At 56.6% G+C, this 23988-nt stretch carries 21 protein-coding genes and 2 pseudogenes; 5 read left to right on the forward strand and 18 right to left on the reverse strand.

The window, feature by feature from the left end; genetic code table 11:
• The first annotated feature begins 184 nt into the window (after nt 1-184).
• Entirely contained in the window at nt 185-1186 is a 1002-nt protein-coding gene (locus ACZ0AI_RS06150; protein WP_463565008.1) for an aldo/keto reductase, read from the forward strand.
• Between the two features lie 153 nt (nt 1187-1339).
• Here ACZ0AI_RS06150 and mntP read toward each other — a convergent pair whose 3' ends face one another.
• From mntP to ACZ0AI_RS06175, 5 genes and pseudogenes are all read right to left on the reverse strand, one after another.
• Complete coding sequence (gene mntP / locus ACZ0AI_RS06155; protein WP_463565009.1) at nt 1340-1906, reverse strand: manganese efflux pump MntP; 567 nt, start codon at nt 1904-1906, stop codon at nt 1340-1342.
• Between the two features lie 483 nt (nt 1907-2389).
• Nucleotides 2390-3346, reverse strand: coding sequence for a 2-hydroxyacid dehydrogenase (locus ACZ0AI_RS06160; protein ID WP_463565010.1), 957 nt, complete (start codon nt 3344-3346; stop codon nt 2390-2392).
• A gap of 46 nt (nt 3347-3392) precedes the next feature.
• Nucleotides 3393-4157, reverse strand: a complete 765-nt coding sequence (locus ACZ0AI_RS06165; protein WP_463565011.1) for an SDR family oxidoreductase — start codon at nt 4155-4157, stop codon at nt 3393-3395.
• A gap of 170 nt (nt 4158-4327) precedes the next feature.
• On the reverse strand, nt 4328-5023 hold the full coding sequence (locus ACZ0AI_RS06170; protein WP_463565012.1) for a fumarylacetoacetate hydrolase family protein: 696 nt from the start codon (nt 5021-5023) through the stop codon (nt 4328-4330).
• Between the two features lie 146 nt (nt 5024-5169).
• Nucleotides 5170-5352, reverse strand: a pseudogene (locus ACZ0AI_RS06175) (MFS transporter); the annotation flags it as partial.
• Between the two features lie 481 nt (nt 5353-5833).
• Here ACZ0AI_RS06175 and ACZ0AI_RS06180 point away from each other — a divergent pair.
• The gene (locus ACZ0AI_RS06180) at nt 5834-6766 is read left to right on the forward strand and encodes a helix-turn-helix transcriptional regulator (RefSeq protein WP_463565013.1); all 933 of its coding nucleotides are present in this window, start codon (nt 5834-5836) and stop codon (nt 6764-6766) included.
• On the opposite strand, the gene nhaA is transcribed toward ACZ0AI_RS06180, so the two are convergent.
• From nhaA to ACZ0AI_RS06200, 4 genes are all read right to left on the reverse strand, one after another.
• Entirely contained in the window at nt 6756-8105 is a 1350-nt protein-coding gene (gene nhaA / locus ACZ0AI_RS06185) for a Na+/H+ antiporter NhaA (protein WP_463565014.1), read from the reverse strand. The two genes, ACZ0AI_RS06180 and nhaA, sit on opposite strands and share 11 nt — an antisense overlap.
• Before the next feature lie 907 nt (nt 8106-9012).
• Nucleotides 9013-10365 carry an APC family permease gene (locus ACZ0AI_RS06190; protein ID WP_463565015.1) on the reverse strand — a complete coding sequence of 451 codons (1353 nt, stop codon included), beginning with the start codon at nt 10363-10365 and terminating at the stop codon, nt 9013-9015.
• 216 nt (nt 10366-10581) lie between these two features.
• Nucleotides 10582-11331 carry an OBAP family protein gene (locus tag ACZ0AI_RS06195; RefSeq protein ID WP_463565016.1) on the reverse strand — a complete coding sequence of 250 codons (750 nt, stop codon included), beginning with the start codon at nt 11329-11331 and terminating at the stop codon, nt 10582-10584.
• Between the two features lie 45 nt (nt 11332-11376).
• Nucleotides 11377-11913 (reverse strand): DUF4142 domain-containing protein, encoded by a 537-nt coding sequence (locus ACZ0AI_RS06200; RefSeq protein ID WP_463566060.1) that lies wholly within the window; start codon nt 11911-11913, stop codon nt 11377-11379.
• An 817-nt stretch (nt 11914-12730) separates the two neighbouring features.
• Between ACZ0AI_RS06200 and ACZ0AI_RS06205 the strand changes: the two genes are divergently transcribed.
• The gene (locus tag ACZ0AI_RS06205; RefSeq protein ID WP_042552949.1) at nt 12731-13192 is read left to right on the forward strand and encodes a PA2169 family four-helix-bundle protein; all 462 of its coding nucleotides are present in this window, start codon (nt 12731-12733) and stop codon (nt 13190-13192) included.
• 451 nt (nt 13193-13643) lie between these two features.
• Nucleotides 13644-14255 (forward strand): DapH/DapD/GlmU-related protein, encoded by a 612-nt coding sequence (locus ACZ0AI_RS06210; RefSeq protein WP_463565017.1) that lies wholly within the window; start codon nt 13644-13646, stop codon nt 14253-14255.
• 86 nt (nt 14256-14341) lie between these two features.
• Here the strand turns inward: ACZ0AI_RS06210 and ACZ0AI_RS06215 are convergent, their stop codons facing one another.
• The 8 genes and pseudogenes from ACZ0AI_RS06215 to ACZ0AI_RS06250 all read right to left on the reverse strand — a co-directional run bounded on the left by ACZ0AI_RS06215 (nt 14342) and on the right by ACZ0AI_RS06250 (nt 21378).
• A complete protein-coding gene (locus ACZ0AI_RS06215; protein WP_463565018.1) occupies nt 14342-14599 on the reverse strand; it encodes a DUF1652 domain-containing protein in 258 nt (85 codons plus the stop codon).
• A gap of 88 nt (nt 14600-14687) precedes the next feature.
• Nucleotides 14688-15656, reverse strand: a pseudogene (locus ACZ0AI_RS06220) (DUF4113 domain-containing protein); the annotation flags it as partial.
• Nucleotides 15657-15919: 263 nt separating this feature from the next.
• Nucleotides 15920-16837 (reverse strand): SDR family oxidoreductase, encoded by a 918-nt coding sequence (locus ACZ0AI_RS06225; RefSeq protein WP_463566254.1) that lies wholly within the window; start codon nt 16835-16837, stop codon nt 15920-15922.
• Nucleotides 16838-17056: 219 nt separating this feature from the next.
• Nucleotides 17057-18112 carry an alpha/beta hydrolase gene (locus tag ACZ0AI_RS06230; RefSeq protein WP_463565021.1) on the reverse strand — a complete coding sequence of 352 codons (1056 nt, stop codon included), beginning with the start codon at nt 18110-18112 and terminating at the stop codon, nt 17057-17059.
• Nucleotides 18113-18208: 96 nt separating this feature from the next.
• Nucleotides 18209-18688: a (R)-mandelonitrile lyase gene (locus ACZ0AI_RS06235; protein WP_463565022.1), complete on the reverse strand. Its 480-nt coding sequence runs from the start codon at nt 18686-18688 to the stop codon at nt 18209-18211.
• 59 nt (nt 18689-18747) lie between these two features.
• Nucleotides 18748-19740, reverse strand: coding sequence for an aldo/keto reductase (locus ACZ0AI_RS06240; protein WP_463565023.1), 993 nt, complete (start codon nt 19738-19740; stop codon nt 18748-18750).
• Between the two features lie 42 nt (nt 19741-19782).
• The gene (locus tag ACZ0AI_RS06245; RefSeq protein ID WP_463565024.1) at nt 19783-20376 is read right to left on the reverse strand and encodes a flavodoxin; all 594 of its coding nucleotides are present in this window, start codon (nt 20374-20376) and stop codon (nt 19783-19785) included.
• A gap of 12 nt (nt 20377-20388) precedes the next feature.
• Nucleotides 20389-21378, reverse strand: coding sequence for an aldo/keto reductase (locus ACZ0AI_RS06250; protein WP_463565025.1), 990 nt, complete (start codon nt 21376-21378; stop codon nt 20389-20391).
• Between the two features lie 372 nt (nt 21379-21750).
• On the opposite strand from ACZ0AI_RS06250, the gene ACZ0AI_RS06255 reads away from it, so the two are divergent.
• Nucleotides 21751-22926 (forward strand): Bcr/CflA family multidrug efflux MFS transporter, encoded by a 1176-nt coding sequence (locus ACZ0AI_RS06255; RefSeq protein ID WP_463565026.1) that lies wholly within the window; start codon nt 21751-21753, stop codon nt 22924-22926.
• A gap of 16 nt (nt 22927-22942) precedes the next feature.
• On the opposite strand, the gene ACZ0AI_RS06260 is transcribed toward ACZ0AI_RS06255, so the two are convergent.
• On the reverse strand, nt 22943-23836 hold the full coding sequence (locus tag ACZ0AI_RS06260) for a LysR family transcriptional regulator (protein ID WP_463565027.1): 894 nt from the start codon (nt 23834-23836) through the stop codon (nt 22943-22945).
• Nucleotides 23837-23988: the final 152 nt, after the last annotated feature.

Consider the following 23988-nt stretch of genomic DNA (forward strand, 5'->3'; position numbering starts at 1 on the left):
GCCATCACTCGCGACCGGCATGACGACGGGATAACAGCATGACTCAACGACAACTGCATTTCGGTGCCATTCTCACGGGTGTCGGTACCAGCCAGCATCGATATCGACGGGTACAAGCAGCAGTTTCAGCGAACCTGCGGTCAGAATACTGATCAGCAGTAAAGCCAATGGGAGGAAATTACCGATGGATTACCGTTCACTGGGCAAATCCGGCCTCAAGGTGTCGCCACTGTCACTGGGCAGCATGATGTTCGGCGGCGCCACCGACGAAACCGAATCGCGGCGCATCATCGATCAGGCGCGGGATCTGGGCGTCAACTTCATCGACACTGCAGACGTCTACAACGGCGGTATTTCCGAGCAAATCACTGGCCGCGCGATTGCCGCCGACCGCGCCAACTGGGTGCTGGCCAGCAAGGTCGGTAGCCCGCGCTCGTGGTCACATCCAGCCAACCAGGGGCTGAGCCGCAAATCCGTTTTCGATGCGCTGGAAGGCAGCTTGCGTCGCCTCGGCACCGACTACCTGGATCTCTATTACCTGCACCGCGAGGATCACGATACGCCACTGGAGGAAACCATTTCCGCCATCGGCGACCTGATTCACCAGGGCAAGATCCGCTACTGGGGTGTCTCCAATTTCCGCGGTTGGCGACTGGCCGAAGCGGTGAACATCGCCCGCCGCCTGGGCGTCGACGACCCCGTGGCCAGCCAGCCGCTGTACAACATCGTCAACCGTCAGGCGGAAACCGAGCAGTTCACCGCGGCGCGCCACTACGGCCTTGGCGTGGTGCCCTACAGCCCGCTGGCGCGTGGCGTGCTGAGTGGCAAGTACCAGCCTGGCAGCGAGCCGGATGCCGGATCGCGGGCGGCACGGCACGACAAACGAATTCTGGAGACCGAATGGCGCCAGGAATCACTGAACCTGGCGCAGCAGGTCAGCGCCCATGCACAACGCCGCGGTAGCGACCCGATCAGCTTCGCCATCGCTTGGGTGCTGGCCAACCCTCAGGTCAGCGCCGCCATTGTCGGGCCGCGGACGCTGCAGCAGTGGCAGAGCTATATCGGCGCCCTCGAGCTGCATCTGAACGGCGAGGACGAGGCGTTCATCGACAGTCTGGTCGCACCCGGCCATGCCTCGACCCACGGATTCAACGACCCCGCCCACTTCGTCAGTGGGCGATATTGATCGCCTGCACAGGAATCTTCATCAATAGCGGCGCAACTCGATGCCGGCATCATCGCCCTTGGCCCATGGCCAGGGGCGAACAGTCGACTGACGCCGCTCGATCATTTTCAGCCCGACAACAATCTGAAGGCCGAAACGGTGGCCGCACAAGGCTCAGAGCAGCATGTGGTCATAGAGAATCGCCGCACCGACCCCGATCAACACCAGGCCACCGATGATCTCTGCCTTGTGGCCGATAGCGGTGCCGATCATGCGACCGAGCATCACGCCGATGGTGACCATGGTCATGGTCGCCAGGCCGATCGCCAGCGCGGCGATCCAGATGTTGACATCGACGAATGCCAGGCCGACACCCACAGCCAGCGCATCGATGCTGGTGGCGAAGGCGGTTACCGCCAGCACCCAGAAGGAATGTGATTTGGCTTTCTCGGTCGCGTCCGCAGCATCGGGCTGTAGGCCAGCGTAGATCATGTGCAGACCGAGTAGCAGGAGCAGCACGAAGGCGATCCAGTGATCCCATTCCTCGACGAAACCGGCTGCAGCCTGGCCGATGAACCAGCCGACCACGGGGGTGATGCCTTCGATGACACCGAAGATCAGTCCGGTGCGCAGGGCATCGATGAATCTGGGTTTGTGCAGGCTGGCGCCCTTGCCGATAGCCGCGGCGAAAGCGTCCGTGGACATGGCGAAAGCCAAGAGAATGAGGGAAATGGGATTCACGGTTACGTCTCGGTCGGGCTATGAGTCAATGACGGATACACGCGCCCGACCTTAGGCACGTATCTGTCATTGGTCTCACCAACCGAACGGTGTTCGTACCACGGCTTCTGCCGAGAATGTTGATACGAACGCTACCGAGTGAACTCGACAGCAGGCTACTCCCCAAAGAGGTCCGCACTTTACCCAAAAGTACCGGCAGAAAAAACCACTTTTTTTGCCAGGAAAAGCGACTGGCTGACGCAGCGCTCAACGACTACCGTCAGCAGCAAAACAGGGGCCAGACATACGATCAATAGCAGGCCGTTGAAAAACGTTGGCGAGGCAGCCAGCGCAAGGCAAAAACAGGCGAAAAAGCGGAGTTTACGTGTTGTAAATGAGCATTTTTAGCCTGTTTTTAACGCCGCGATGGCCACGCAGGTAGTTTTTCAACAGCCTGCTAGCCCCAAAGGGCGGCCCTGCGTGAGCAACGATCATGCAAAGCGATCAACCAGTGACGCTACCCGACGGCTTGCGCCCAGCGAACACGTCCACCAGGCTGGCGACTACCATCTCGCCCATACGTGTGCGGGTCTGCACCGTGGCACTGGCGCGATGGGGTTGCAGTACCGCTTGCTCCAGTTCGAAGAGCTCGGTAGGCACGTGCGGTTCGTCGGCGAACACGTCCAGCGCCGCGCCGGCAATCTGGTTATTTTGCAAGGCGGCTACCAGATCGTCCTCGTTGACCAGCTTGCCGCGGGCGATATTGATCAGGTAACCGTCGCGGCCCAGTGCGTGCAGCACCTCGGCATTGACGATGGCTTCGCCCTTGTCGGCAGCCGCCGCCAGAATCAGCGCATCGCTGTCGTTGGCCAGGGTCAGCAGATCGGCGACGAAGGTGTGTGACACATCGCTCATCGGCCGCAGGTCGGTGTAGCTGATCGGGCAGCCAAAGGCGGCGGCGCGAGTGGCCACGGCCCGCCCGACACGGCCCATGCCGACAATGCCGATGCGCATGCCGGACACCTGGCGCGCCAGGGGCAAGGGTGCCAGCGGCGTGGCGCTTTGTGGCCACTGGCCGGAACGCACGTAGCGGTCGCCGGTGCAGATGCCCCGGCACATGGAAATCAACAGACCGATGGCCAGGTCGGCGACATCCTCGGTGAGCGCGCCGATGGTGGCCGTGACCTGAATGCCACGGTCACGGGCATAGGCAAGATCCACCGCATCGGTGCCCACGCCGTTGACCGCCACCACTTCGAGATTCGGCAGCTGCGCCATCACCGCCTGAGTGATGCCGGTGTGGCCGCCGGTGATCACGCCACGGATATTGGTGCCGTGCTGCGCCAGGTAAGCCGGTTTGTCAGCCTGCTCATAGTAGCGGCGGATGGTAAACATCTGATCGAGCTTGTCGCGAATCTCGGGGATCAGGATGGGGCTGAGCTGCAGGACTTCTGGTTTCATGGGTACCTCGTTTATCTGTTGGCGCAGGCCGTTAGGGGCCTGCCGATCAGCCGCGGCCAACGAAGGGCATGTTGGTGGCCATCACGGTCATGTTCAGCACGTTGGCCGAGAGTGGCAGAGCGGCGATGTAGCGCACGGCATCGGCAACGTGCTTGACGTCGACCATGGGCTCGACGGCGATCTCGCCATTGGCCTGGCGCACACCCTTGGTCATGCGCACCGACAGCTCGGTCAGGGCGTTGCCGATATCGATCTGGCTGCAGGCGATACTGAACTCGCGGCCATCGAGTGCCAGGGACTTGGTCAGGCCCAGCACCGCGTGCTTGCTGGTAGTGTAAGCGCTGCTGTAGGGCCGCGGGGTATGTGCCGAAATCGAGCCGTTGTTGATGATCCGGCCGCCCTGTGGGACTTGCTTGCGCATCAGGCGGAAGGCACCGCGGGCACAGAGAAAGACGCCATTGAGGTTGGTGTCGATAACATTGCGCCACTGCTCGACATCCAACTCGTCGAGGGTCACTGCGGGCGTATTGACGCCAGCGTTGTTGAAGATCACGTCGAGCCGACCATAGACCTCCTCCACGGTGGCGAACAAGGCATCAACGCTGACTGGATCGCGCACGTCGGTAGGCACCGCGATGGCCTCCTGGCCACGGGTACGAGCGGCCTCGGCCAGCGCCTGCAACGGCTCGGGGCGACGCCCGGCCAGCACCAGCGAAAAACCATCGGCCATCAGCGCATCGGCAACGGCCTTGCCGATGCCGCTGCCAGCGCCGGTTACCAGTGCGACTTTTTTCAGGGTTTCATGGGACATTTATTGTTCTCCTCGGTGACCTGTTTACGACGTCCAGCCGGCTTGTTTGGCGGCAGCGAAGTGGTGATAGCGGACGTTCGTTGTGGGGCTGCCAATTGGTAAGCTAAAGCCCACCCTACAGCCGTGCATCCAATCCTCGGGGGGCTTTAAAACGCCCGCCCTTAAAGGCACTAGGGGCGCTCGCCAACGCGCATTTCCAGCTCGGCGACGCCGCCGATGCCGGCATTGATCACGTCACCCGGATTCAGCGCAGCCACGCCGTGGGGCGTACCGGTCATGATCAGATCACCTGGACGTAGCGGTACCAGGCGAGACAGCAGGCTGATCACTTCAGCAACCGTGAATATCTGCTCTTCAAGGTTACTGCGCTGCCGTTCCTGGCCGTTGACGCTCAACCACACCGCGCCCCGCTGCGGATGCCCGGCCTGAGCGACCGGCACCACGGCGCTGATCGGTGCAGCCCCCTCGAAGACTTTGGCCATTTCCCAGGCCATACCCGCGCTCTTGACCCGCATCTGGATATCACGGCGGGTCAGATCGAGACCGGCGGCGTAGCCCCAGACGTGTTCCAGCGCGCTGGCTTCGGCGATGTTCGCGCCGCCCTTGCCGATTGCCACCACGAATTCGATTTCATGGCAGAACTCGTCCGTCATCGGCGGATAGATCACCTCACCCACCGCCTCGACCACGGCGCTGGCCGGTTTCATGAAGAACACCGGTGCGTCGGGCTTTTCGCTGCCGGCGCCCGGCCAGGGATAGTTGCGGCCAACGCAGAACACGCGGCCAACGGGAAAGCGCTGATCGCTGCCGGCTACCGGCAGGTCGACCTGGGGCTCTGGAGTGAAGACATAGGAGATGGAGGTCATTGTTATTGGATTCCTGTTCAGAGCGTTCAGCCTAAGGCCGTGTGCTCGCTAAAAGTTGGACGAAAGCTGCTTCGTATTGGACAAAACCGGTCAATTCAAAGGCTTGAGTCGGAACCGACGCAGTACTCTTCAGCGGGCTTGCAACTGGACGCGATACCCGCCAGCAGAATGCCTAGCGTCGAGCCAATGAATGGCATTACCGCGAAGATGCCGACCTTGATGAGGGTCAGATGGCGCTCTTCTATCCGATAGGTCAGGAATCCGGTCAGGAAGAAATAGGGCACCGAGGTACTGCCGAACTTGCCGATACAGATCGCCCACACCTCACGTTATCGCTGGGTTTCGGGCGTTATCACGCGGCGTGACAGACACCGGCCAGAGCGCTTGAACAGCGTGCGCAGTGATCGACGTGGGGGCGAGTTGGCAATGAAGTGTGGGGAAGAGTCATGGAGCTGCACCTGAGATTATTCTTGAATGAGATGTCGCTGTGCATGCCCACAAGGTGATCGTACAACCGTTGTAAATCAATATTTCCGTTAGCGTGTTTTTGCGCTGCCCTCTTCCTGCATTGAACCCGTGCAAAAAATCCAGCTGACCGACAGGGTGGATGAAACATGCGTCAAGACTCTGAAAGTTCCGCTCCAGAGGGGTTCTCGATACCTGAAGCAGCTCACAGGGTTTGGACAGGGCGTAACGGCCACTCACGGCAACTATCGCACTCAGCCGAGCACATCATCGTACAACCGCTTGCCAGAGCCCTCTGCCAGCAGCCAATATGTTGCGAAACATTCTTAATCCGAGAGCTGGTAGATGTCTTCACTGAGTCGAGTACCTACCTACTTCATGCAGCAGCGTAGTGAGCTGACGGACTTCTACATCCGCGACAAAAAGGGTCGCCGCGCAGAAACCGCGCCACACCGTCACGAGTACTTCCAAATCCAGATCAACCTCGGTGGCGACACCGTTCAGCACATCGGCAACGTCGAGCGCCCCTTTGCGCGTAACACCCTGGCGTTCATCCTTCCCCATCGGGTGCATGTGATTCCCCATCCGCCGGAAAGCAGCTTCATCGTCATCAACTTCTCGCAGACCTTCCTGCTACCCCACCTGCAATGCGACCCGATGGATCTGGAAGACGTTTCCATCCTGCTCGCGCCGGAGCTGTCGCCCTTCCGCTTTCAGGAATACCTGGACTTCACCCTCGACGACGAGCATTTCGCCAAGGTTTGCGCGCTGATCGCGCAGATGCGCGAGCTGGACGTCAGCCGCCAGTTCGGCGTGCGGGAAATCCTAAAGGGCCTGATGCTGCAGATGATCGGCCTGGTGTGCATGCTCTACGCCGAGCCGCTTAAGCAGCTGGCGGAGAGCAATGCCGCCCAGGCGAGCCGTCGTGATGCGCTGGGGCGGATGTCCGAATACCTGCGGCGCAATATTGCCGACCCGGATCTGAACCTGAAGAAGGTCGCCGCGGCTACCTACCTGTCGCCCAGTTACCTGACCCACTGGCTGCGCAAGGAAGTCGGCAAGACCTTCAGCGACATGGTACTGGAGCGGCGTATGCACGCCGCCCGCAACCACCTGCTCAACGGCAGCAAGCCGGTGGGTGAAGTGGCACGGTTATGCGGTTTCGCCGACGAGGCCTACTTTTCGCGGCGCTTCCGGCAGATCCACGGTCTGCCACCCGGCCAATTCCGCCGCCAGCAACTGGATCCGGACACGCCGCAGATACCATTTAACGACTAGAACGCTGCCGACGCAGGTACAGCAATCCCCATCCCAGCCCCGCCAACGCAGAAACAGCTGAACCCAAGAGTACGCCGAGTTTTGCGGCACCCAACAGGTTCTCGTCAGCGAATGCCAGATTGGCGATGAAGATCGACATGGTGAATCCGATACCTGCCAGCAGGCCGACCAGAGCGATGCTGGAAAACGACACATCAGCCGGCAGGCGGCATAGGTTCAGGCGAACCATAATCCAGCTCACAGCGAGGACTCCAAGCGGCTTGCCGATGATCAGCGCGATCGCCACGCCTAGCAGCACCTGCATCGAAACAGTCGTGGAGAGGTCGATACCGCCGAAGGTCACCCCTGCATTAGCCAACGCGAATAGTGGCATCAGCCCGAAGGTAACCCATGGGTGGAGTGCTGCCTGCACCCGGACAACAGGTGGTAGAAACTCACGTTGGGCGATGCGCAATTCATTTAGCGTATGCGCAGCATGACGGTCATCATGGTCAGCGTGCGAACCTTGCAACTCACGGGCGGCACGGGCCACAACTTCACGCGGGCGCTCCAGCATGCTCATGCCGGTCACGGGAGTCAGCAAGCCAAGAATGACACCAGCCAAGGTTGGATGGGCACCCGTCATCAGCATGCCCACCCACACCAACGCACCGGGAAGGATATAGCCAAAGGCCGAGCCGATTCCGATGCGCTGCAAGCCAAGCACCATCAGTAAACCAAGCCCGGCAACACCGAAGCCCAGGTAATTGAGGCCATCCGAGTAGAAAATGGCGATCAATGCGATGGCGATCACATCGTCGATAACCGCCAAAGTCAGCAGAAACACCCGAACACCAGACGGAATTCCCTTGCCCAGCAATGCCAGCAAGCCAACGGCAAAGGCAATATCGGTCGCAGCTGGAATCGCCCAGCCATGCAGCCCTTCACCTTGGCCATTGATCAGTACATAGACCAATGCCGGCAGTACCACACCACCGGCCGCGGCGGAAATCGGCAGCAGTGCCTGGCGCAGGTCGCTCAATGCGCCATCGTGAATTTCCCGGCGGATCTCCATGCCCACGACGAGAAAGAACACCGTCATCAGGCCATCATTGATCCAGAAATGCAGCGACTGGGAAAACTCCAGATTGCCAACGCCAAAGCTGAACGGCGTATGCCACAGCGCGTGGTAGCTGGCAGAAAATGATGAGTTGGCCCAGAGCAGGGCCGCGGCGGTAGCGACCAGCAGAGCAATGCCGCTGAAAACTTCGAGATGAAGAAGACGGTGAATGGCAGCAAATACGCGGTTTGCCAAAAGCTGCGCGCGCGGCAGCTCCTGAAACGTCGGGTGCGTTTTCATACGGACAGCGAACTCCGCTCTGGCGGCCCGACCAGTGCAAATGAACCTGTCTCACCACGGTATGCGGCAGACACCCTGCCCGAATCCTACACAAACTTTGTGGATGATGGGAACCCCGGAAAAATCTTACTCAATCCGCGAAAATCTCGGGAGCTCAGTTACCTACGCGCGCAAACCGTCCAGAGAGATGATCGCGAATGCTGCTAGACTGCGATGCGCGCCTGGCAAGTCTGATGCCGATAGCCCGTAAGCAAATGCCAGCCATGAAGACGTTGATTCCTGCAATGCTCCCAGAACCCACTCATACGCATCCCCTGCTCAGCCACCGCTTCTCCGTCGCACCGATGATGGATTGGACGGATATTTGTAAAATATCTAATATTTTCAATTAATTAAAATTTTAAGCCTCGAAATTTAAGCATTTTTTTAGCACTGAACGCTTTTACACAGCTATCGGTGCTGTAAAGGATCGCTCATCCTTGACGAGGCGCTGCCTGTTTTCAGTAAAAGACGGAGGCTCTGTACCTATTGGCATCAAAGGGAAAAGCCAGCCAAACGGATGCATCGCGCAGCCAATCGCCAGTTCCCGGACAAGCCAATGTCCCTCGACGGTGTACTCAGCTCAAGCTCCATCAGCATGCACCCACTCGTATAGCAAAAGGCTTACACGGTGTTGTGTAAGGTGGCTCTGGTGACAACCCAAGCGGCGCCTTAATCTATGCCTACCTTGCAGCACAGGACGTGCTCAGGGTCATGGATGATGTGACCACAGTCAGGATGGTGAGCCAACAGGATGTTGGCGTTGGTCAGTAAAGGCCCGCTTCGGCGGGTTTTTTATTGCCTGAAGTAAAGTGCGGCAGTCAGAAGACTCCCCATTTAACTCACCTTAAAGGCGTCATTCCCCCCCCTACTTTTCCGTCTCGCTCACAACGTTGTAATCGTCGGCATTGAGCGGTTTTACGCCGCCAGCACGTGTGATGCCATATACGACGACTCCCACAAACAGCAGCGTCCCCGCTCGAAACCAAGTTTCCAGATCTTGTTGCGACATTAGCAGCAGGCACGAGGCAATGCCCAAAACCGGAACCCAGGTGGGCACACGGAAATGGTCGGTTGAAACCTTGTCACGCCTGAGAACGAGAACGGCGAGGTTAGTACTGATGAATACGAATAACAGCAGTAAAACGACTGTCTTCGCCAACGTCGCCAGCGAACCGGTGAGCGTGAGCGCGATGGCCACCAACGTCGTAATCACGATGGCCACGCCTGGTGTACGACGTTTTGACAATACATTGGCGAGAGCGCTTGGCAGCAGCCCTTGCTGGGCCATGCCATATGCCAGACGGCTGGCCATGATCATCGTCAGCAGCGCGCCATTGGCAACGGCGATCAGAGCGATAAAGGCGAACAGTTGCGGTGGGATCCCGAGGCCCGAGGCTTTTACTACTTCTAACAGTGGCGCTGAGGAATTCACCATGTTTTCGACTGGCATCACCACCGCCGCGGCGATGGCGACGGCCATGTAAATCGCCCCGGCAGCGATCAGCGCCCCGAACAGCGCACGGGGATACGTTTTGCGCACATCTCGAATTTCTTCAGCGAGGTTGGCCGATGTTTCAAAGCCGACGAATGAGTAGAACGCTAGCAGCGCTGCAGCGAGCACCGCAAAAGCCGGACTGACCCCCGCTTTGAATTCGATGACTCGGCTGAAATCCGCTTCTCCAGTACGGAAAAACCAGGCAGCGGCGAATATGACCAGCAGCAGCCCTGACAGCTCAACCATGGTCATGACCACGTTCGCCGACAACGACTCCTTGATACCCCGTGCATTGAGCAACGCGATAAAGATCAGAAATATCGTCGCGGCGATGTACGGCGAGATGTCGACGAAGGCAGCCAGATAGTCCCCCGCGAATGCCAGCGATAGCCCTGCCGCGCTTGTAACCGCAGCAGCAAGCATGCAGAAGCCCACCAGGAATGAAACCAGCGGTGACCTGTAGGCCTTAGCCGCGAATACAGCCGAGGCACCTGCATGTGGATACTTGGTTACCAGTTCTGCATAGGATCCAGCAGTCAGCAGCGCGAACCCCAGGGCGACCAGCAGTGCCACCCAGATCACCCCACCTACCTCCCCGGCAATAGTGCCAACCAGGGCGTAAACACCAGCTCCCAGAACGTCCCCGAGAATAAAAAGCATCAACATTGGTCCCGTCACGGCGCGCTTTAACGTGGAGGTGGGCTGTTTCTTCGGCACAGGCATGCTCGTTACCTTGTATGTCTGAATACGATTAGCTCCCGGCTTAGAAGCCTGGATCTTCTCGGCCACTTCTTTGCATCAGGGGCCAACTGCTTGAGCTCTGGCTCGCCAGAGGCGTCCAGGCCGAAATAAGTAGATGGTGCTGTGCGGCCAGATGCCACTGAGGATGGTGCACAACAGTCGCTCTAACCAAGCCACTCATCCTGCCAACGGCCGCCCTCAGTGCTCGCCATGGGCATTGGTCGGATCGTCAATCTGGAATGCCCGGCCTTTCTGCCAAGCATCGGCTCCAGGATCAACTGCAGGTGTTTCGATATCGGCACGATCAAGGCGTTTTTGCTTACTGTCGATGCCAAAACGCTGATCGCGCTCGTTAACTATTTTGGGATCTGCCTGGCCGTCGGCAGTGAACCCCATCATCAACTGAGGTACGCCCAACGGCAGGCTCTTGTGCTGGTCGGTGTGCCAGGTATGCCAGGTTTTACCGTAGGTACGCACCAGCTTACGCATCAGCGCATGTTCCGCCGTCTGCGCAATGCCAGGTGCGATCAGTTGACCTGATTTCACCTCATGCACGTGGCTGTGCCACAGCGCCTTTTCCTTTTCGGGCAAGGTTTTGAACAGCTGTTCGCTGATGATGTATTCGACGCCCATGAGTTTGGCGTCCTCGACATTGCCATCGTAAATCACGCACTGAATCAACTCTTCGCTGAGTATTGAACAGTAATGATGCGCTTCCATCTGCGCGTCGGGTCGACCGCTGTAGAAATGGAACCCGTCCAGATAAGCGTTCAACGCAGCGACAGGCGGACGGGATTGCAGCAGTGCAGCACCAGCGTCAAGCAACTGCGTATCGACTTCGGTAGGCCTACCCTCAACGCCAACATTTGAGGGGCTCTCACCGCCGGCGCAGGCGCTGAGTGCTAACGCTGCCAATAAGGGTTGCAGAACGCTGATGCGACTGTTCATCGGGGTCTCCTGTTACTGAGGAACGAACTCTCTTTGGAGCGGCGCCTACTGGACACTCTGCGCTGGAGGAGTACGTTGATGAGTCAGCTCTCGCAGGTCACGAGCCATTTCCAGATGGTGTTTAAGCTTCGGCAGCACCTCCTTGGCCCAAGCGCTGAGCTCGGCATCCTCAGAGGCTGCAGCTTTTTCATAAAGCTCGATCGCCTGCTCGTGAGCTTCTACTTGATTGTTGGCGTAAGCATCATCAAAGCTCTCACCTTCACGCACCTGCAGAATCTTTGCTTTTGCCTGGTTCATCAGGTCGGCATCAGTAGAGATCTTTAGCTGTTTTTTCTCGGCCAGAGCCTTGAGCTCTTCATTCGCGCGGGTATGGTCATCGACCATGGTTTGCGCAAATTTCTTTACTTCGTCGCGGGTGCCCTTTTCGAGTGCCAGCTTGCCGGTCTCGATCTCAGCAATGCCTTTTGCCGAGGCCTCTTCGGTAAAATCTTCAGGAGTTATCTGGGAGGCCGCATGAGTGGCGTTGCTAAGCCCCAGCAACAAAGCCAAGGCTGTACCAAGCAATACAGCGGACTGTTTCATATCGAAATCTCCTATGGAGCGTTGGTTTGAGGATGTTCGTCTGCAAAATGATTTCCAACTAATCAAAAATGCAGCGATCTCGGTGGCTGAAAAGAGCTTCAGCATTCGAACTGCCATACCTTAGGGTCAATGCGAAATGACAGATTAGGGCGATCTGGGCATTAGGCTTCCTCTCTATTCGCCTGCTCTTAGTGGCAGCTAAATCTATGAGAGGAAGAGCGCTCTGAATGTTCTGGTCAAAAATTCGCTCTACCGATAAGCGGTATTTTGATATCGCAGTGCAATCATTTTTTTGGCCGCAAGACTATCGATATCTACCGTCCGTAAGATCGTGGAAACTGTCAGCTAACGTTAACGCTCTTAGCCTAACTGCCGCTCGAGCATTTCCTATGAACTCCCAGATAAAGCAATTTGAGTCTTTAGTCGCTCGCGATTACGTGATTTATACTCAGTCCGGCCCTAACGGCATGACTCTGCTTTGCAATGACCTCGCAGGCAACTTAGTCGGCTCAAGGATATTTACAGCAAGGCAGTTGAAGAACACCGCGCTGGTCAGCCTTGTGCTCACAGATCTCAGAACAACGCTATCCAGGAGCACTAATCAGACAGCTTTGCCAAGCAGCTAAAGCGTGTTGAGGCATTTCTAGCCAAACGAAGGGTTGGCTTTGCCGTTTCGATTCGCATGACACCGATTTCATACCTGGAAAATCCCTGAACCTTCTTCCGTAGGCACTCCCTAAATACCAAGTGCATACGTTGCGCTTGGCACTACTGCCCTTAAAGCCCCCTTTGGGCTTACCGTCTGGAGATACAGGAAATGACTGACATCCATAAAGAAACCATCAAGATTCTCAACGACCTGATCGAGACTTCCAAGGATGGCGAGGCTGGCTTTAAAGACCTGGCCGAAAACACTAACAACGAACAGCTTCGCGGTGTCTTCACTAAGCGCGCCGCTGACACCTCCGGCGCTGCCGCCGAACTGCAAGCCCTCGTGCGTACCCTTGGCGGTGATCCGGAAACTACTACCAGCGTGAGCGGTGACTTGCACCGCCGTTGGGTTGATCTGAAGTCTGCCATCACCGGTAAAGATGATGCTGCATTGCTGAATGAAGCCGAGCGCGGTGAAGACGTAGCCAAGAAGAGCTACTCCAAAGCGCTGGAGAATAATGATCTGACTCCGGACGTGCGTGCAGTCATTCAACGACAGTACGACGGTGTGCTGCGCAACCACGATCAGATCAAAGCACTTCGCGATCAGGCCCGTGCTCAGAAGTAAACTGATTCAGTAGCGAGAAAGCCCGGCCGCAGCGCCGGGCTTTTTATAACTTAATCGGCTTAATCTGACTTATTTTTACGAACATGTCGATTTTCGATTACATGAATAAAGCCTGGAGACTTCCCCAGGCTTTTTAAATCATTTGTGAAGCTCGAATATTTGCCGAATAGTTCTAGTGACATGCTGCACATATATTTTCTTGATTGTAATGCGAACTTGACCCTCGCGCACCACTCGCTTTTTTGCAGTTGGCAGCCAATTGCTTCGTACGCAATAAATCCCCAATTTGGCTGATGTTACCTATTCTGTCACGCGAATGAGCTTCGTCCATCCGCCGAGCGCAGTCATCTACTCAGATCAGCAAAGCCCTAGCACGGTTCTGAATTCTCAACGGATTCCATAGTCGTATCGCACGATGGATACCCGAACTTTATCTATACCGGAACAATTTATGAAGCTACCTGAGATCAGTACCTTTATAGCAAAGTGGCCCTCGCTAGGTTTGGCCCTCTCCTCCGCCTGGCTCGTTTCTGAAGACTGCGAAAACCAAGTCTTAGCCTTGATGGCTGGCCTTGGAGCGGGTTACCGACGCCATGGAAACTGTGCCATACACGAGACTGCCGTTGTAGAGCAAGGGGCTGTACTGAAGGGCGCAATCATCATCGGTGAGGGATCATTTGTGGCGGCGGGAGCTTATCTGCGTGGCGGAGTTTACCTGGGAAGCAACTGCATTGTTGGCCCTAGCTGCGAAGTCAAAAGCAGCTTCATGCTCGCTGGAAGCAAGCTTGCACATTTTAACTTTGTCGGCGATTCACTGATTGGCGAGAACGTAAATATTGAAGCAGGTGCAATCATTGCCAACTACCGTAACGAATTGGATGGTGCGGATATTAAAATCCGTTATTTAGACAGCGTGATCGAGACGGGTATCAAAAAATTCGGTGCTTTAGTAGGCGACCGCTGCAAAATTGGGGCAAATGCAGTGATTGCTCCCGGTGCGATACTGGCGCCTGACACCCATGTTCCACGTCTGGGTTTAATTGACCAGTTTGAACACGATTAAGCAATTTCAATTGTAGTACTGGCCAGGCTTAGTACCGTGAGTGCTGTTTGGCCATCATGCCTTGCGGATCGCGCATCGCTATTTGGCTACATCTGCCGCTGATAACTCAGAGGGGTGCGCTGCAGCACAGCCAGATCCTGGCGAATCTGTAGGACAACCTTGGATATTGCCCGTGATGAGCCCAGTTCGGAACGCTTCAGGCCCGCGACATTCAGCAGCACAGCCTCTGTAGCAGGATCCCGAATTTGAATCGTCACTGAATCATCAGGCGCTAAGCTGCAGGTGCACTTCATCGGTAGGAACGCCGACTCAACAATTTGGCGAAATTCAAGCGGTGACATCATTCGTTAGGAGTCCTTTCCAAAAGTAGGGTTTTCTGTCGAGATCGTAGCAGTGGCATCAACAAATGCAACGACGATTTACGATCTGTACTCATTTGCATCCGACAGTCCAAAGCTGATCAAGACGCGTCGTATAGCTCGGGCTGAGCATCTCTCGTTTCATCTCCCATTCAGGTTGTAGCTCCACACGTCCAGGACGTAGCGTTCCCCTGCCCCACTTTCCGTTGATCTCATCGAGTACGGCCATCACCTTCGTTGACTCAACGGGTTGTTGAGGTGCGAACAGGTCGCCTGTGATTTCGGTGCGCTGGCATAGATCAAGCAGCATTACCTCGGCCTTGCTGTACGAATACCCGGCGCGATACGCCTGCTCCAGCGCATGTATGGCGTAGTGAGTAATCATCCTCGTGTCGTCTGTCGCCCGGGGCAGCTGCACTGCAACGCCCTTGGCGTACTTCGCCTCGTCAGGATTGTGCATGCCAGTGCGCACACCAACGCGGATCTGGCGGCACACGGACTGTTGCGCCCTCAGTTTCTCGCACGCGATTGCGGTATAGGTGGCCACGGCCTGGCGAATCGATTCGATGTCCTGCAGGCGCTTGCCAAACATTCTGCTTGAGCAGATCTCCTGTTTCGGCGGCGCTGCCTCCTCAAGCTCCAGGCATGGCGTGCCGCGCAGCTCGCGGGCAGTCTTCTCGATCACGACACTGAACTGCTTGCGTAACGTCCAGGCGTCGGCCTGAGCGAGATCCCATGCCGTGTTGATACCTTGGGCATTGAGGTGCTCGGTCATGCGGTGGCCGACACCCCAGACCTCGCTCACAGGCAGAACCCGCAGAACCTTGTCGCGCCGTACCGGATCGCGCAGGTCGACCACACCGCCGGTTTGCTTATGCCACTTCTTCGCCGAGTGATTGGCCAGCTTTGCCAAGGTTTTCGTATTGGCGATCCCGACCCCTGTAGGTATACCCGTCCATTTCAGGACGCGTGTGCGGATATCGCGGCCGAGCTGCTCAAGGTTTCCAGGCATCCCGGTCAGTTCAGCAAAGGCCTCGTCAATTTAAAGGAAAGATGCAGGGGTATGGACATCGCCAAGCTTCATGCTACGTAGCGCTCTCAACGGAGCTCCCAATGTCCATACATTCGTCTATTTTTTTGCGCAACGTCCATGTGATGTCCATAGCTAGGACGAGCTAGCCACAGTCGGTAATTGGCCAGCAGCAGCGAGTCGTGACCGGCAGCATCCGGCCAAAAGCTGCCTTTCGTTTCATTCACGAGCTATCCAACAGGTCGTGCTGTAGATCATCGCCCGAGCGTAAGTATTTAATCGAATTTTTGCCGCATGGTGTTGAGCTCTAGGATCACTCGTTCTGGCTCCTCTTCCAATGGCAGATTGGGCTTATCGCCGATGGCGTCGTGGTCGCTCGCGATGTCACTTGGAAGTGCCGAGAAAAGCGGATCTAAATCTGACTGTGCTGCACCCTGTTCTGCGACGAGCTCAAATGTTTTTCGACTTGCGCCGGGTGACGTCAATGACGCGACGAGTACTTCTGCTATCTGGGCCCTAGAGACCACTCCATCTGCCGGAGAGCCGGCCCAATGCGTATCACCCTGACGCATTACCAAGCGGTGCTGGCCTGCAGAGTTGTAGTCAAACCAGCCAGGTCTAACGACGGTATAGGGTAGCCCGCTTGCTCGAACCAATCGCTCCCCCCTGCGTTTCCAATCATGGCCCACCGTGGGCTTCGTAACTCCAACCGTTGTCATCAGTGCGATATGAGCAGGTTCTTTCAGTACGCTCAGAACATTCCTCACCGCACCGTAGTTCACGTCTTCTGCGCCGCGCGCGTTATTGCCACTTATGCCATGGGTAAAGATGATTCCTGTCGCCCCACCTACCGCTTCAGACAGCGTCTCCGCACGCGTCAGGTCACCAACGACTGTCGTCACGCCTTCTGGAAATAATGTGGCCTGATCTGGATCTCGCACCAGTGCCCGCGTCTCATAACCTCTTCTGAGCGATTCTGCTACCGCAAGGCGCCCAACACTGCCGCTGGCACCGACGACTAAAACGACAGGATTCTCTCTGTCAATGTCTGTTACTGGAGCGTCATGCTCGGTAGCTGCGCTGCTAAAGACTGGTTTGCTCGTCGCCTTCGGCTCAGCGGTAGACGCATGTACGGCCTCGGCCACCACAGCCAGCAGCGCTGTAATTAGGTAATTGATGGTCAAGCGGTTCATATGGCGTGTCCTCTGAGGGCGACAGCTACGCAACATCTCTTGGCGCGATCAACCGATCGCACATTCTGGTGCGCTCCGCAGTGGAATACTGGGGCGATAGATCACTGCGCGAACAAGAGCTGCACATCTTAAAAAAACCAGGCATGTCACCACGAGTGGTGATGCCTGGATGCGCTAAGAAGCACCAAAGGAGTTTCTCAAGCGAAGACCTCTGGTGAATTACTTCAGGTTTTTGCCATAAAACTGATCGAGCTTATCCATCGCCTGATTCACGTATTGAGGCTTCCAGTACGTATCGATATGGGTAGCCCCATCGATCAGAAACAGTTCTTTATCTTTCGCTTTGGTGGCCAGCTCAAAAGCGCTCTTCGACATGTACAACGAATCCGCCTTGCTGCCAGCCATCATGAGAAGCGGCTGCTCAATCAATTCCATATTGGTCGCGGCATCGAAGTTCATCAGCTCAAGCAAGCTGCTCATCGTGTAACGGAAAGTCGAGTTGGGGTGAGCGTGAGTCTTGCCGTAATACTCGAAACCCTGGCGATACAGGTCGAATGGGAGTGCAGCGATTTGCTCATCAGTGAGCTTAGCGTCTCCCGTATAAATCACGTCGCCACCAGCCGCTTCTTGAGCGCGGGCGTCTGACGCCTTCTTAAGGCGCTCCTGAATAGTCGACAGCTGCGAATCCATGTAGCCATTGCGGCGAACCAAGCCCGAATTGAACATGCTGAGCGTTGCGACTGCTTTGAAACGCTTATCGGTCTGGGCAGCTTTCAGGGAATAGCCACCGCCGCCGCAAATGCCAAGCAGTCCTAGGTTGCTATTATCGACCCCGCTGTACTGGCTGATGTAATCAGCCATACCGTGGATGTCTTCGATGCGATGGGACGGCTTATCGACGCTACGTGGCTCGCCACCGCTTGCTCCCTGATAGGCAGCATCTGCAGTGATGGTGATATATCCCTGTTCCGCCAGGCGCTGGGCATAGAGACCCGCCACTTGCTCTTTGACACCACCATTAGGGTGGGCAACCACGACTGTTGGATACTTCTTGCTTGGGTCGAAATTGGCCGGTGTATAGACGTTCGCAGCAATATCGAGCGAATTGAGCTTGTAGGTAACTGGGTGGATATTTACCTTGCCTTCTTCGTTTTTGCTGATAGCGCCTTCATAGACCAGTGTGAATGGATTGGCTTTCGGGTCAGCAGCCGTTGCGCCGCCTGAAAAGCTCATAACAGCTGCCATTACCGTAGTACCGAAAATGTGTGACTTCATCTGGATTTCCTATACAAGCGCTGCCGCTTAATCGCTGCAGCCCGCTTTATTGGGTTGATTCTTAAAGGGTGCAGAGCGTGTTGGGCAGGACACGCTTCACGGACGTGCCCCCGAATACACGGCATCCGAGACTTTCTCTGCCCAGGTGACGGTCGTCCCGCCCTCAGCCTCAGATACTGCAATGTGGGTCATGCCGGAGCTTGCTGTAGCCCCATGCCAGTGGCGAACGTTCGGCGGAATCCAAACGACGTCACCCGATCGAATCTCCTGACGCTCACCGCTCTCTTGCTGCACGTAACCAACCCCGGCGGTGACGATTAGCGTCTGACCAAGTGGGTGGGTATGCCAGGCTGTACGAGCTCCCGGCTCGAAGGTCACGGTGCCACCGCTGATACGCGCAGGGGCTTCGCCCTTGAATAGGCCGTCGACTCGAACCGAACCGGTGAAATTCGTTTCTGCGCCCGATATTGACGGCTGGCTGCCGGCCCGGTTGATGAGCACTTGTTCCGATGCCTGAGCGTTGGTTTCAGCGGATAAGAGCGATAGCGCAATAATCGGGGCGATCAAGGATTTCATGGGTGACACTCCTGTGAGAATGCAGGCTTTGTAGGCCTGCGCCGGTGTACAAGGTTGAGTCAGAGGCCCGTCATTTTCAGGGCGGCATCGGGCAAACGTTCCCCCGCTAACTGAATCCCGGAGATCTGTTTGGTGATTTCCTGCACGTCACCTGCGCTGAGATTCAGCTCGATGGAACCGAGGTTTTCATCCAGACGATGCGCCTTGGTGGTACCTGGAATCGGAACTATCCAGGGTTTCTGGGCTAGCAGCCAGGCCAAAGCGACCTGCGCCGCCGTTGCGGACTTACGCTCAGCAACGGCCTGAATCACCTCGACCAGCGCGAGGTTAGACTTGCGTGCCTCCGGGGAAAAACGCGGCACTGCGTTACGAAAGTCGCCAGCCTCGAACTGGGTCGACTCATCTATCTTGCCGGTTAGAAAGCCTGCGCCGAGTGGACTGAACGGGACGAAGCCAATTCCCAATTCTTCGAGCACAGGGAGCAGTTCCTGCTCGGGGCCGCGCCAGAACAGCGAATACTCGCTTTGCACAGCTGTGATCGGCTGAACCGAGTGAGCGCGCCGAATCGTTTCAACGCCAGCCTCCGACAAACCGAAATGCTTGACCTTTCCCTCGGCAATCAAATCCTTGATAGTTCCAGCCACATCCTCGATCGGCACCAGAGGATCCACCCTGTGCTGATAGAACAGATCAATGCAGTCCGTACGCAGGCGTTTCAGCGAGGCTTCCGCTACAGCGCGTATACGTTCAGGGCGGCTGTTGGTTCCGGCCCCACGTGCCCCCGTGATGAGGTCGATGTCGAATCCAAACTTAGTCGCCACGACGACCTGATCACGTATGGGCTGCAACGCTTCCCCCAGCAACTCTTCATTACTGAAGGGGCCATAAGCCTCCGCCGTATCGAAAAGCGTCACGCCACGATCATGGGCGGTGCGGATTAGTTTGATCATGTCCTGTTTATTGGCGGCGGGGCCGTACACAGAAGTCATACTCATGCAGCCAAGGCCGAGTGCGGACACTTCGAGGCCGCGACCCAATGTGCGAATTTTCATTGCGCTACTCCGTTGATAGGTGGGATGAAGGTCGAGGGTTAGTCAGGTGATGAGGTTGCTGTCGCTCAACCATGCATTCACGCGTTCCATCGTTTTGCGCTCTTGCTCACCTTCCATGACCAAACCGTCTGCGACCTTTGATTGGGGCGCATGGGTGACAAGCACCGACCGGCTACTACCCAAGCCGTACCCGCCATGAGTGTTAAAGGGAATGATGGTTTTGCCGCTGAGGTCGTGTGCCGAGAGAAAGGAGCGCACTAGCGGAGGCATCGTCCCGCCCCAGATGGGAAACCCCAAGAACACAACCTCGTAGTCGGCTAGGTCGCGAACCCCGCTTTTCAGCGGTGGCTCTATGCGCGCGTCTCTTTCCTGGCGAGCCTGTTCCACTGTCTGCAAGTAGTCCTCTGGATATGGTGTTTGCGGACATATCTCGAACAGATCCGATTCCATCGCCCTATGGATGAGGCCTGCAACGACACGGGTGTTTCCAGAACGTGAAAAATAGGCCACCAATGTGCGCGCCCCAGAACCATGGAAGGCCTGATCGCTGGAACTCGTCTGTGCTACTGCCAGGAGCGGCGTACTCGCCAGAGCGGCGATCAGCGCGCGACGAAGAGGATCGTGCTGGTCACTCATCTCAATTGCTCCTTAGCGACCTACGCGTGCTTTAAGAGAATCGGGATAGCGGTCTCCCTGGATTTTGATCTGAGCCAGAGCTGTATTGATGGCATTCAGCTCCGGATCAGCCAGAGCGATGTCGGCAGCACCAATATTCTCCTTAAGACGGTGCAGTTTGGTCGTTCCCGGAATCGGCACGATGCAAGGCGCCTGAGCCAGCAACCACGCAAGTGCGATCTGAGCCGGTGTGGCGCCTTTCTCATCAGCAATTTTTTTCAGGGCACTTACCAACCCCTGGTTGGCTCGCAGCGCTTCGGTAGAAAAACGCGGCACGATGCTGCGAAAGTCGTCAGCTGCGAATGCTGCATCCGCCGTGATGGCGCCCGTCAGAAAGCCCTTACCCAGTGGACTGAACGGTATAAAGCCGATCCCTAACTCTGCGAGCGTCGGAATGATCTCTTTCTCGGGCTCCCGCCACCACAGGGAATACTCGCTTTGTAGAGCAGTTACCGGCTGTACGGCGTGAGCACGGCGAATGGTCTGCGCGCCGGCCTCCGATAAACCAAAGTGCTTCACTTTCCCCTCGGCAATAAGCGCTTTCACCGTACCGGCAACGTCCTCAATGGGCACATCTGGATCCACCCTGTGCTGGTAGAGCAGATCGATAACGTCTGTTCTCAAGCGCCTCAACGAACCTTCTACTGCTGTTCGAATGTGCTCTGGACGGCTGTTGAGAATCTGCTGTTTGTTGTCGTCACCGAACGTGAAGCCGAACTTTGTAGCAATCACCACCTTGTCGCGTATCGGTGCCAGGGCTTCGCCTACAACCTCCTCATTCAGATAGGGGCCGTACACCTCGGCGGTGTCGAAGAATGTCACTCCTTGTTCGGCAGCGGCGCGTATCAGTGCAACGGCCTCGGATCGGTCAGTGGCCGGGCCATAACCATGGCTCAGCCCCATGCAGCCCAGCCCCAAAGCAGACACTTCAAGAGATGCGCTACCCAGTTTGCGATGTTGCATGCCAATTCTCCTGCTGAAGAAGACCCAATACTCCGCCGGCACCTGAATTGAGATGAGCGACCGTGCGACGTCGTTGATAGGAAAAGTAAGCCAGCAGGGGTATCTCGACTAGACGGTTAAATCAGCAAGGACTTATGAGGGAGGCTAATCAATAAAAATGTAAGGCTGAGTGTCAGGCGTCATTCCGGGAAGCAGAAACAAATGCCTTAACTCATGAATTTTACTCACATGGATATGCTGATTTATTGGCTTAATCGATAAGAAATCAGCCTCTACGATATCTCGCCTGTCGAACCGGAGAACATTCGTGCTATGTCATTAGTAAACTCAGCAACGACCGAGACTCGGCCACGCGTCGGTAATCTGCGGCTGATGCTCAACCTCAGCGCACTGATGTCATTCGCGTCGATCTCGACCGACATGTATCTCCCGGCATTGCCGACAATCAGCCAGGCACTCCATACCGACGCAGCAAGCATCGAGCTGACTTTCTCCGCTTTTCTAGTGGGATTTAGCATCGGCCAATTAATTTGGGGGCCCCTCAGCGACCGTTACGGGAGAAAGTTGCCCATAGCACTCGGGATGATTCTGTTCATCATCGGCTCTGTAGGTTGTGCGCTCTCGATGACCGTGACCCAAATGATGGTGTGGCGCGTGATTCAGGCACTGGGCGCCTGTGTCGGCCCCGTTCTGTCTCGCGCCATGGTGCGCGATCTTTATGGCCGCGAGCGATCAGCCAAGATGCTTTCGACTCTGATCCTGATCATGGCTGCCGCACCGTTGGCGGGCCCATTGATAGGAGGCCAAATCCTGCTGTGGTGGTCATGGCAGGGGATCTTCTGGTTGCTCGCGGGAGTAGGCCTGATCACTCTGCTTTCGTTCAGGACGCTGCCTGAAAGCCTGCCATTGGAGCAACGGGTGCAGGAGCCGCTGATTCAATCGTTCAAGACCTATCTGCAGTTGGTGCGAGACCCGCGCCTAATCGGCTATGCCGTGTCAGGCGGCTTTTTCTACGCAGGCGTATATGCGTTCATCGTAGGGACGCCTTTCGCCTACATCGATTATTACCACGTTTCCCCACAAGCCTATGGTTGGCTGTTCGCTATCAATATCCTCGGGATGATGATGGCCAACTTCGTAAACGGGCGGTTACTCAATCGCGTCGATAGTGAACGGATTTTCCACCTGGGTACCTGGGCTCTGGCCTTTGTTGGCGTAGCACTCAGCGTGTGCGTCTGGTTCGGCTGGGGTGGCATCTGGGGAGTGGTAGTGCCTGTGCTGTTCTATGTGTCGTTGAACGGCTTTATCGTCGCCAACTCAGTGGCCGGCGCGCTGGCATTTTTCCCACAGCGAGCGGGAGCTGCCTCCTCCTTGATTGGCGCAATGCACTATGGCAGTGGCATTTTCAGCGCTGCACTCGTCAGTTGGCTTTCCGATGGAACGCCACGTGCGATGGCACTGGTGATGGGGGCCGCTGGTGTCGGCAGCTTGGTAACGGCCCTATGGTCTGGCCGTGCTCGGCGCCGCTTTCTAACGGCGCATCAGTAACTCGGTGATCGGCTGGTTAGGGCTGATGCCTAAGGGCATCGACCACTACCCCGAAAGCCGACGAGCGCGCCCGCCGGTTCGGGTAATACAGATGGTAGCCGGCAAACGGCTGACACCAGTCTTCGAGCACGCGTATCAGAGAGCCATCGGCGAGCTGTTTATGCACCATGTCATCCGGGAGAAATGCCAACCCAACGCCAGCAATCGCCGCTTTCAAAATCGGCAGGCTGCTGTTGAATGTCCACTGACCATCAACCCTCGCTTTCAATTCGTGGCCGTCTTTTTCGAAGTCCCATTGCAGCAAACTGCCGTAGGTGGGCAGTCGCAGGTTGATACAGCTGTGACTAGCCAAATCACCAGGAACTATCGGTGGTTTGCAGCGCCGGAAATACTCTGGGGAGGCCACCACCGCCATGCGAAGTTGGGGGCCAATTGGTACCGCGATCATATCTTTCGCGACCTGATCCCCGAGACGTACCCCGGCGTCGTAACGCTGCGCCACGATGTCGGACAGGGCATAGTCGACCGTTATCTCGACCTTGATATCGGGGTAGTCCGGCAAAACCTGATGAAGTTTTGGCCAAAGGATGTTGTTCGCGGCGTGCTCTGACGCAGTTATACGCACATTGCCCACAGGCTTGTCCCTGAACTCACCGACTGCCGCCAGCTCCAGCTCGATCTCTTCGAAGCGAGGCGCCATCGAGTCGAAAAGCCGCTGCCCTGCTTCTGTAGCCGAAACACTTCGTGTGGTACGTGTTAGCAGGCGAACGCCTAGACGTTCCTCTAACGAGCGCATGGTATGACTCAAAGCAGACTGAGAAACCCCCAGTTGCGCCGCAGCGCGGGTAAAGCTGCCCTCGCGAGCGATGGCCACGAAGGCTTGAAGATCGTTGAGGTTCGCTCGGGACATTGATGAGTAGCTCTCATGTAGGCATGCGGATTCAGCTATCTAATCATGCTCCGTTGTACTCGGTACATTTCACTTTCTCCACGAAACATTTCATATCCATCCGGCGGCTCGGTGAGCTTGGAGAGTAAAGCGCAGCGCTCTAGCCAGGAAAT

The sequence above is a fragment of the Pseudomonas sp. AC355 genome, from assembly GCF_979258205.1.

Coding starts and splice junctions, on each gene's coding strand:
- ACZ0AI_RS06235 (WP_463565022.1), bottom strand. CDS start 18,688: ATGAAATCCTTGATCGCCCCGATTATTGCGCTATCGCTCTTATCCGCT.
- ACZ0AI_RS06195 (WP_463565016.1), bottom strand. CDS start 11,331: ATGAACAGTCGCATCAGCGTTCTGCAACCCTTATTGGCAGCGTTAGCA.
- ACZ0AI_RS06240 (WP_463565023.1), bottom strand. CDS start 19,740: ATGAAAATTCGCACATTGGGTCGCGGCCTCGAAGTGTCCGCACTCGGC.
- nhaA (WP_463565014.1), bottom strand. CDS start 8,105: ATGAAAACGCACCCGACGTTTCAGGAGCTGCCGCGCGCGCAGCTTTTG.
- ACZ0AI_RS06225 (WP_463566254.1), bottom strand. CDS start 16,837: ATGAACCGCTTGACCATCAATTACCTAATTACAGCGCTGCTGGCTGTG.
- ACZ0AI_RS06250 (WP_463565025.1), bottom strand. CDS start 21,378: ATGCAACATCGCAAACTGGGTAGCGCATCTCTTGAAGTGTCTGCTTTG.
- ACZ0AI_RS06190 (WP_463565015.1), bottom strand. CDS start 10,365: ATGCCTGTGCCGAAGAAACAGCCCACCTCCACGTTAAAGCGCGCCGTG.
- ACZ0AI_RS06200 (WP_463566060.1), bottom strand. CDS start 11,913: ATGAAACAGTCCGCTGTATTGCTTGGTACAGCCTTGGCTTTGTTGCTG.
- ACZ0AI_RS06170 (WP_463565012.1), bottom strand. CDS start 5,023: ATGACCTCCATCTCCTATGTCTTCACTCCAGAGCCCCAGGTCGACCTG.
- ACZ0AI_RS06230 (WP_463565021.1), bottom strand. CDS start 18,112: ATGAAGTCACACATTTTCGGTACTACGGTAATGGCAGCTGTTATGAGC.
- ACZ0AI_RS06160 (WP_463565010.1), bottom strand. CDS start 3,346: ATGAAACCAGAAGTCCTGCAGCTCAGCCCCATCCTGATCCCCGAGATT.
- ACZ0AI_RS06210 (WP_463565017.1), top strand. CDS start 13,644: ATGAAGCTACCTGAGATCAGTACCTTTATAGCAAAGTGGCCCTCGCTA.
- ACZ0AI_RS06215 (WP_463565018.1), bottom strand. CDS start 14,599: ATGATGTCACCGCTTGAATTTCGCCAAATTGTTGAGTCGGCGTTCCTA.
- ACZ0AI_RS06260 (WP_463565027.1), bottom strand. CDS start 23,836: ATGTCCCGAGCGAACCTCAACGATCTTCAAGCCTTCGTGGCCATCGCT.
- ACZ0AI_RS06245 (WP_463565024.1), bottom strand. CDS start 20,376: ATGAGTGACCAGCACGATCCTCTTCGTCGCGCGCTGATCGCCGCTCTG.
- ACZ0AI_RS06165 (WP_463565011.1), bottom strand. CDS start 4,157: ATGTCCCATGAAACCCTGAAAAAAGTCGCACTGGTAACCGGCGCTGGC.
- ACZ0AI_RS06150 (WP_463565008.1), top strand. CDS start 185: ATGGATTACCGTTCACTGGGCAAATCCGGCCTCAAGGTGTCGCCACTG.
- ACZ0AI_RS06180 (WP_463565013.1), top strand. CDS start 5,834: ATGTCTTCACTGAGTCGAGTACCTACCTACTTCATGCAGCAGCGTAGT.
- ACZ0AI_RS06205 (WP_042552949.1), top strand. CDS start 12,731: ATGACTGACATCCATAAAGAAACCATCAAGATTCTCAACGACCTGATC.
- ACZ0AI_RS06255 (WP_463565026.1), top strand. CDS start 21,751: ATGCTCAACCTCAGCGCACTGATGTCATTCGCGTCGATCTCGACCGAC.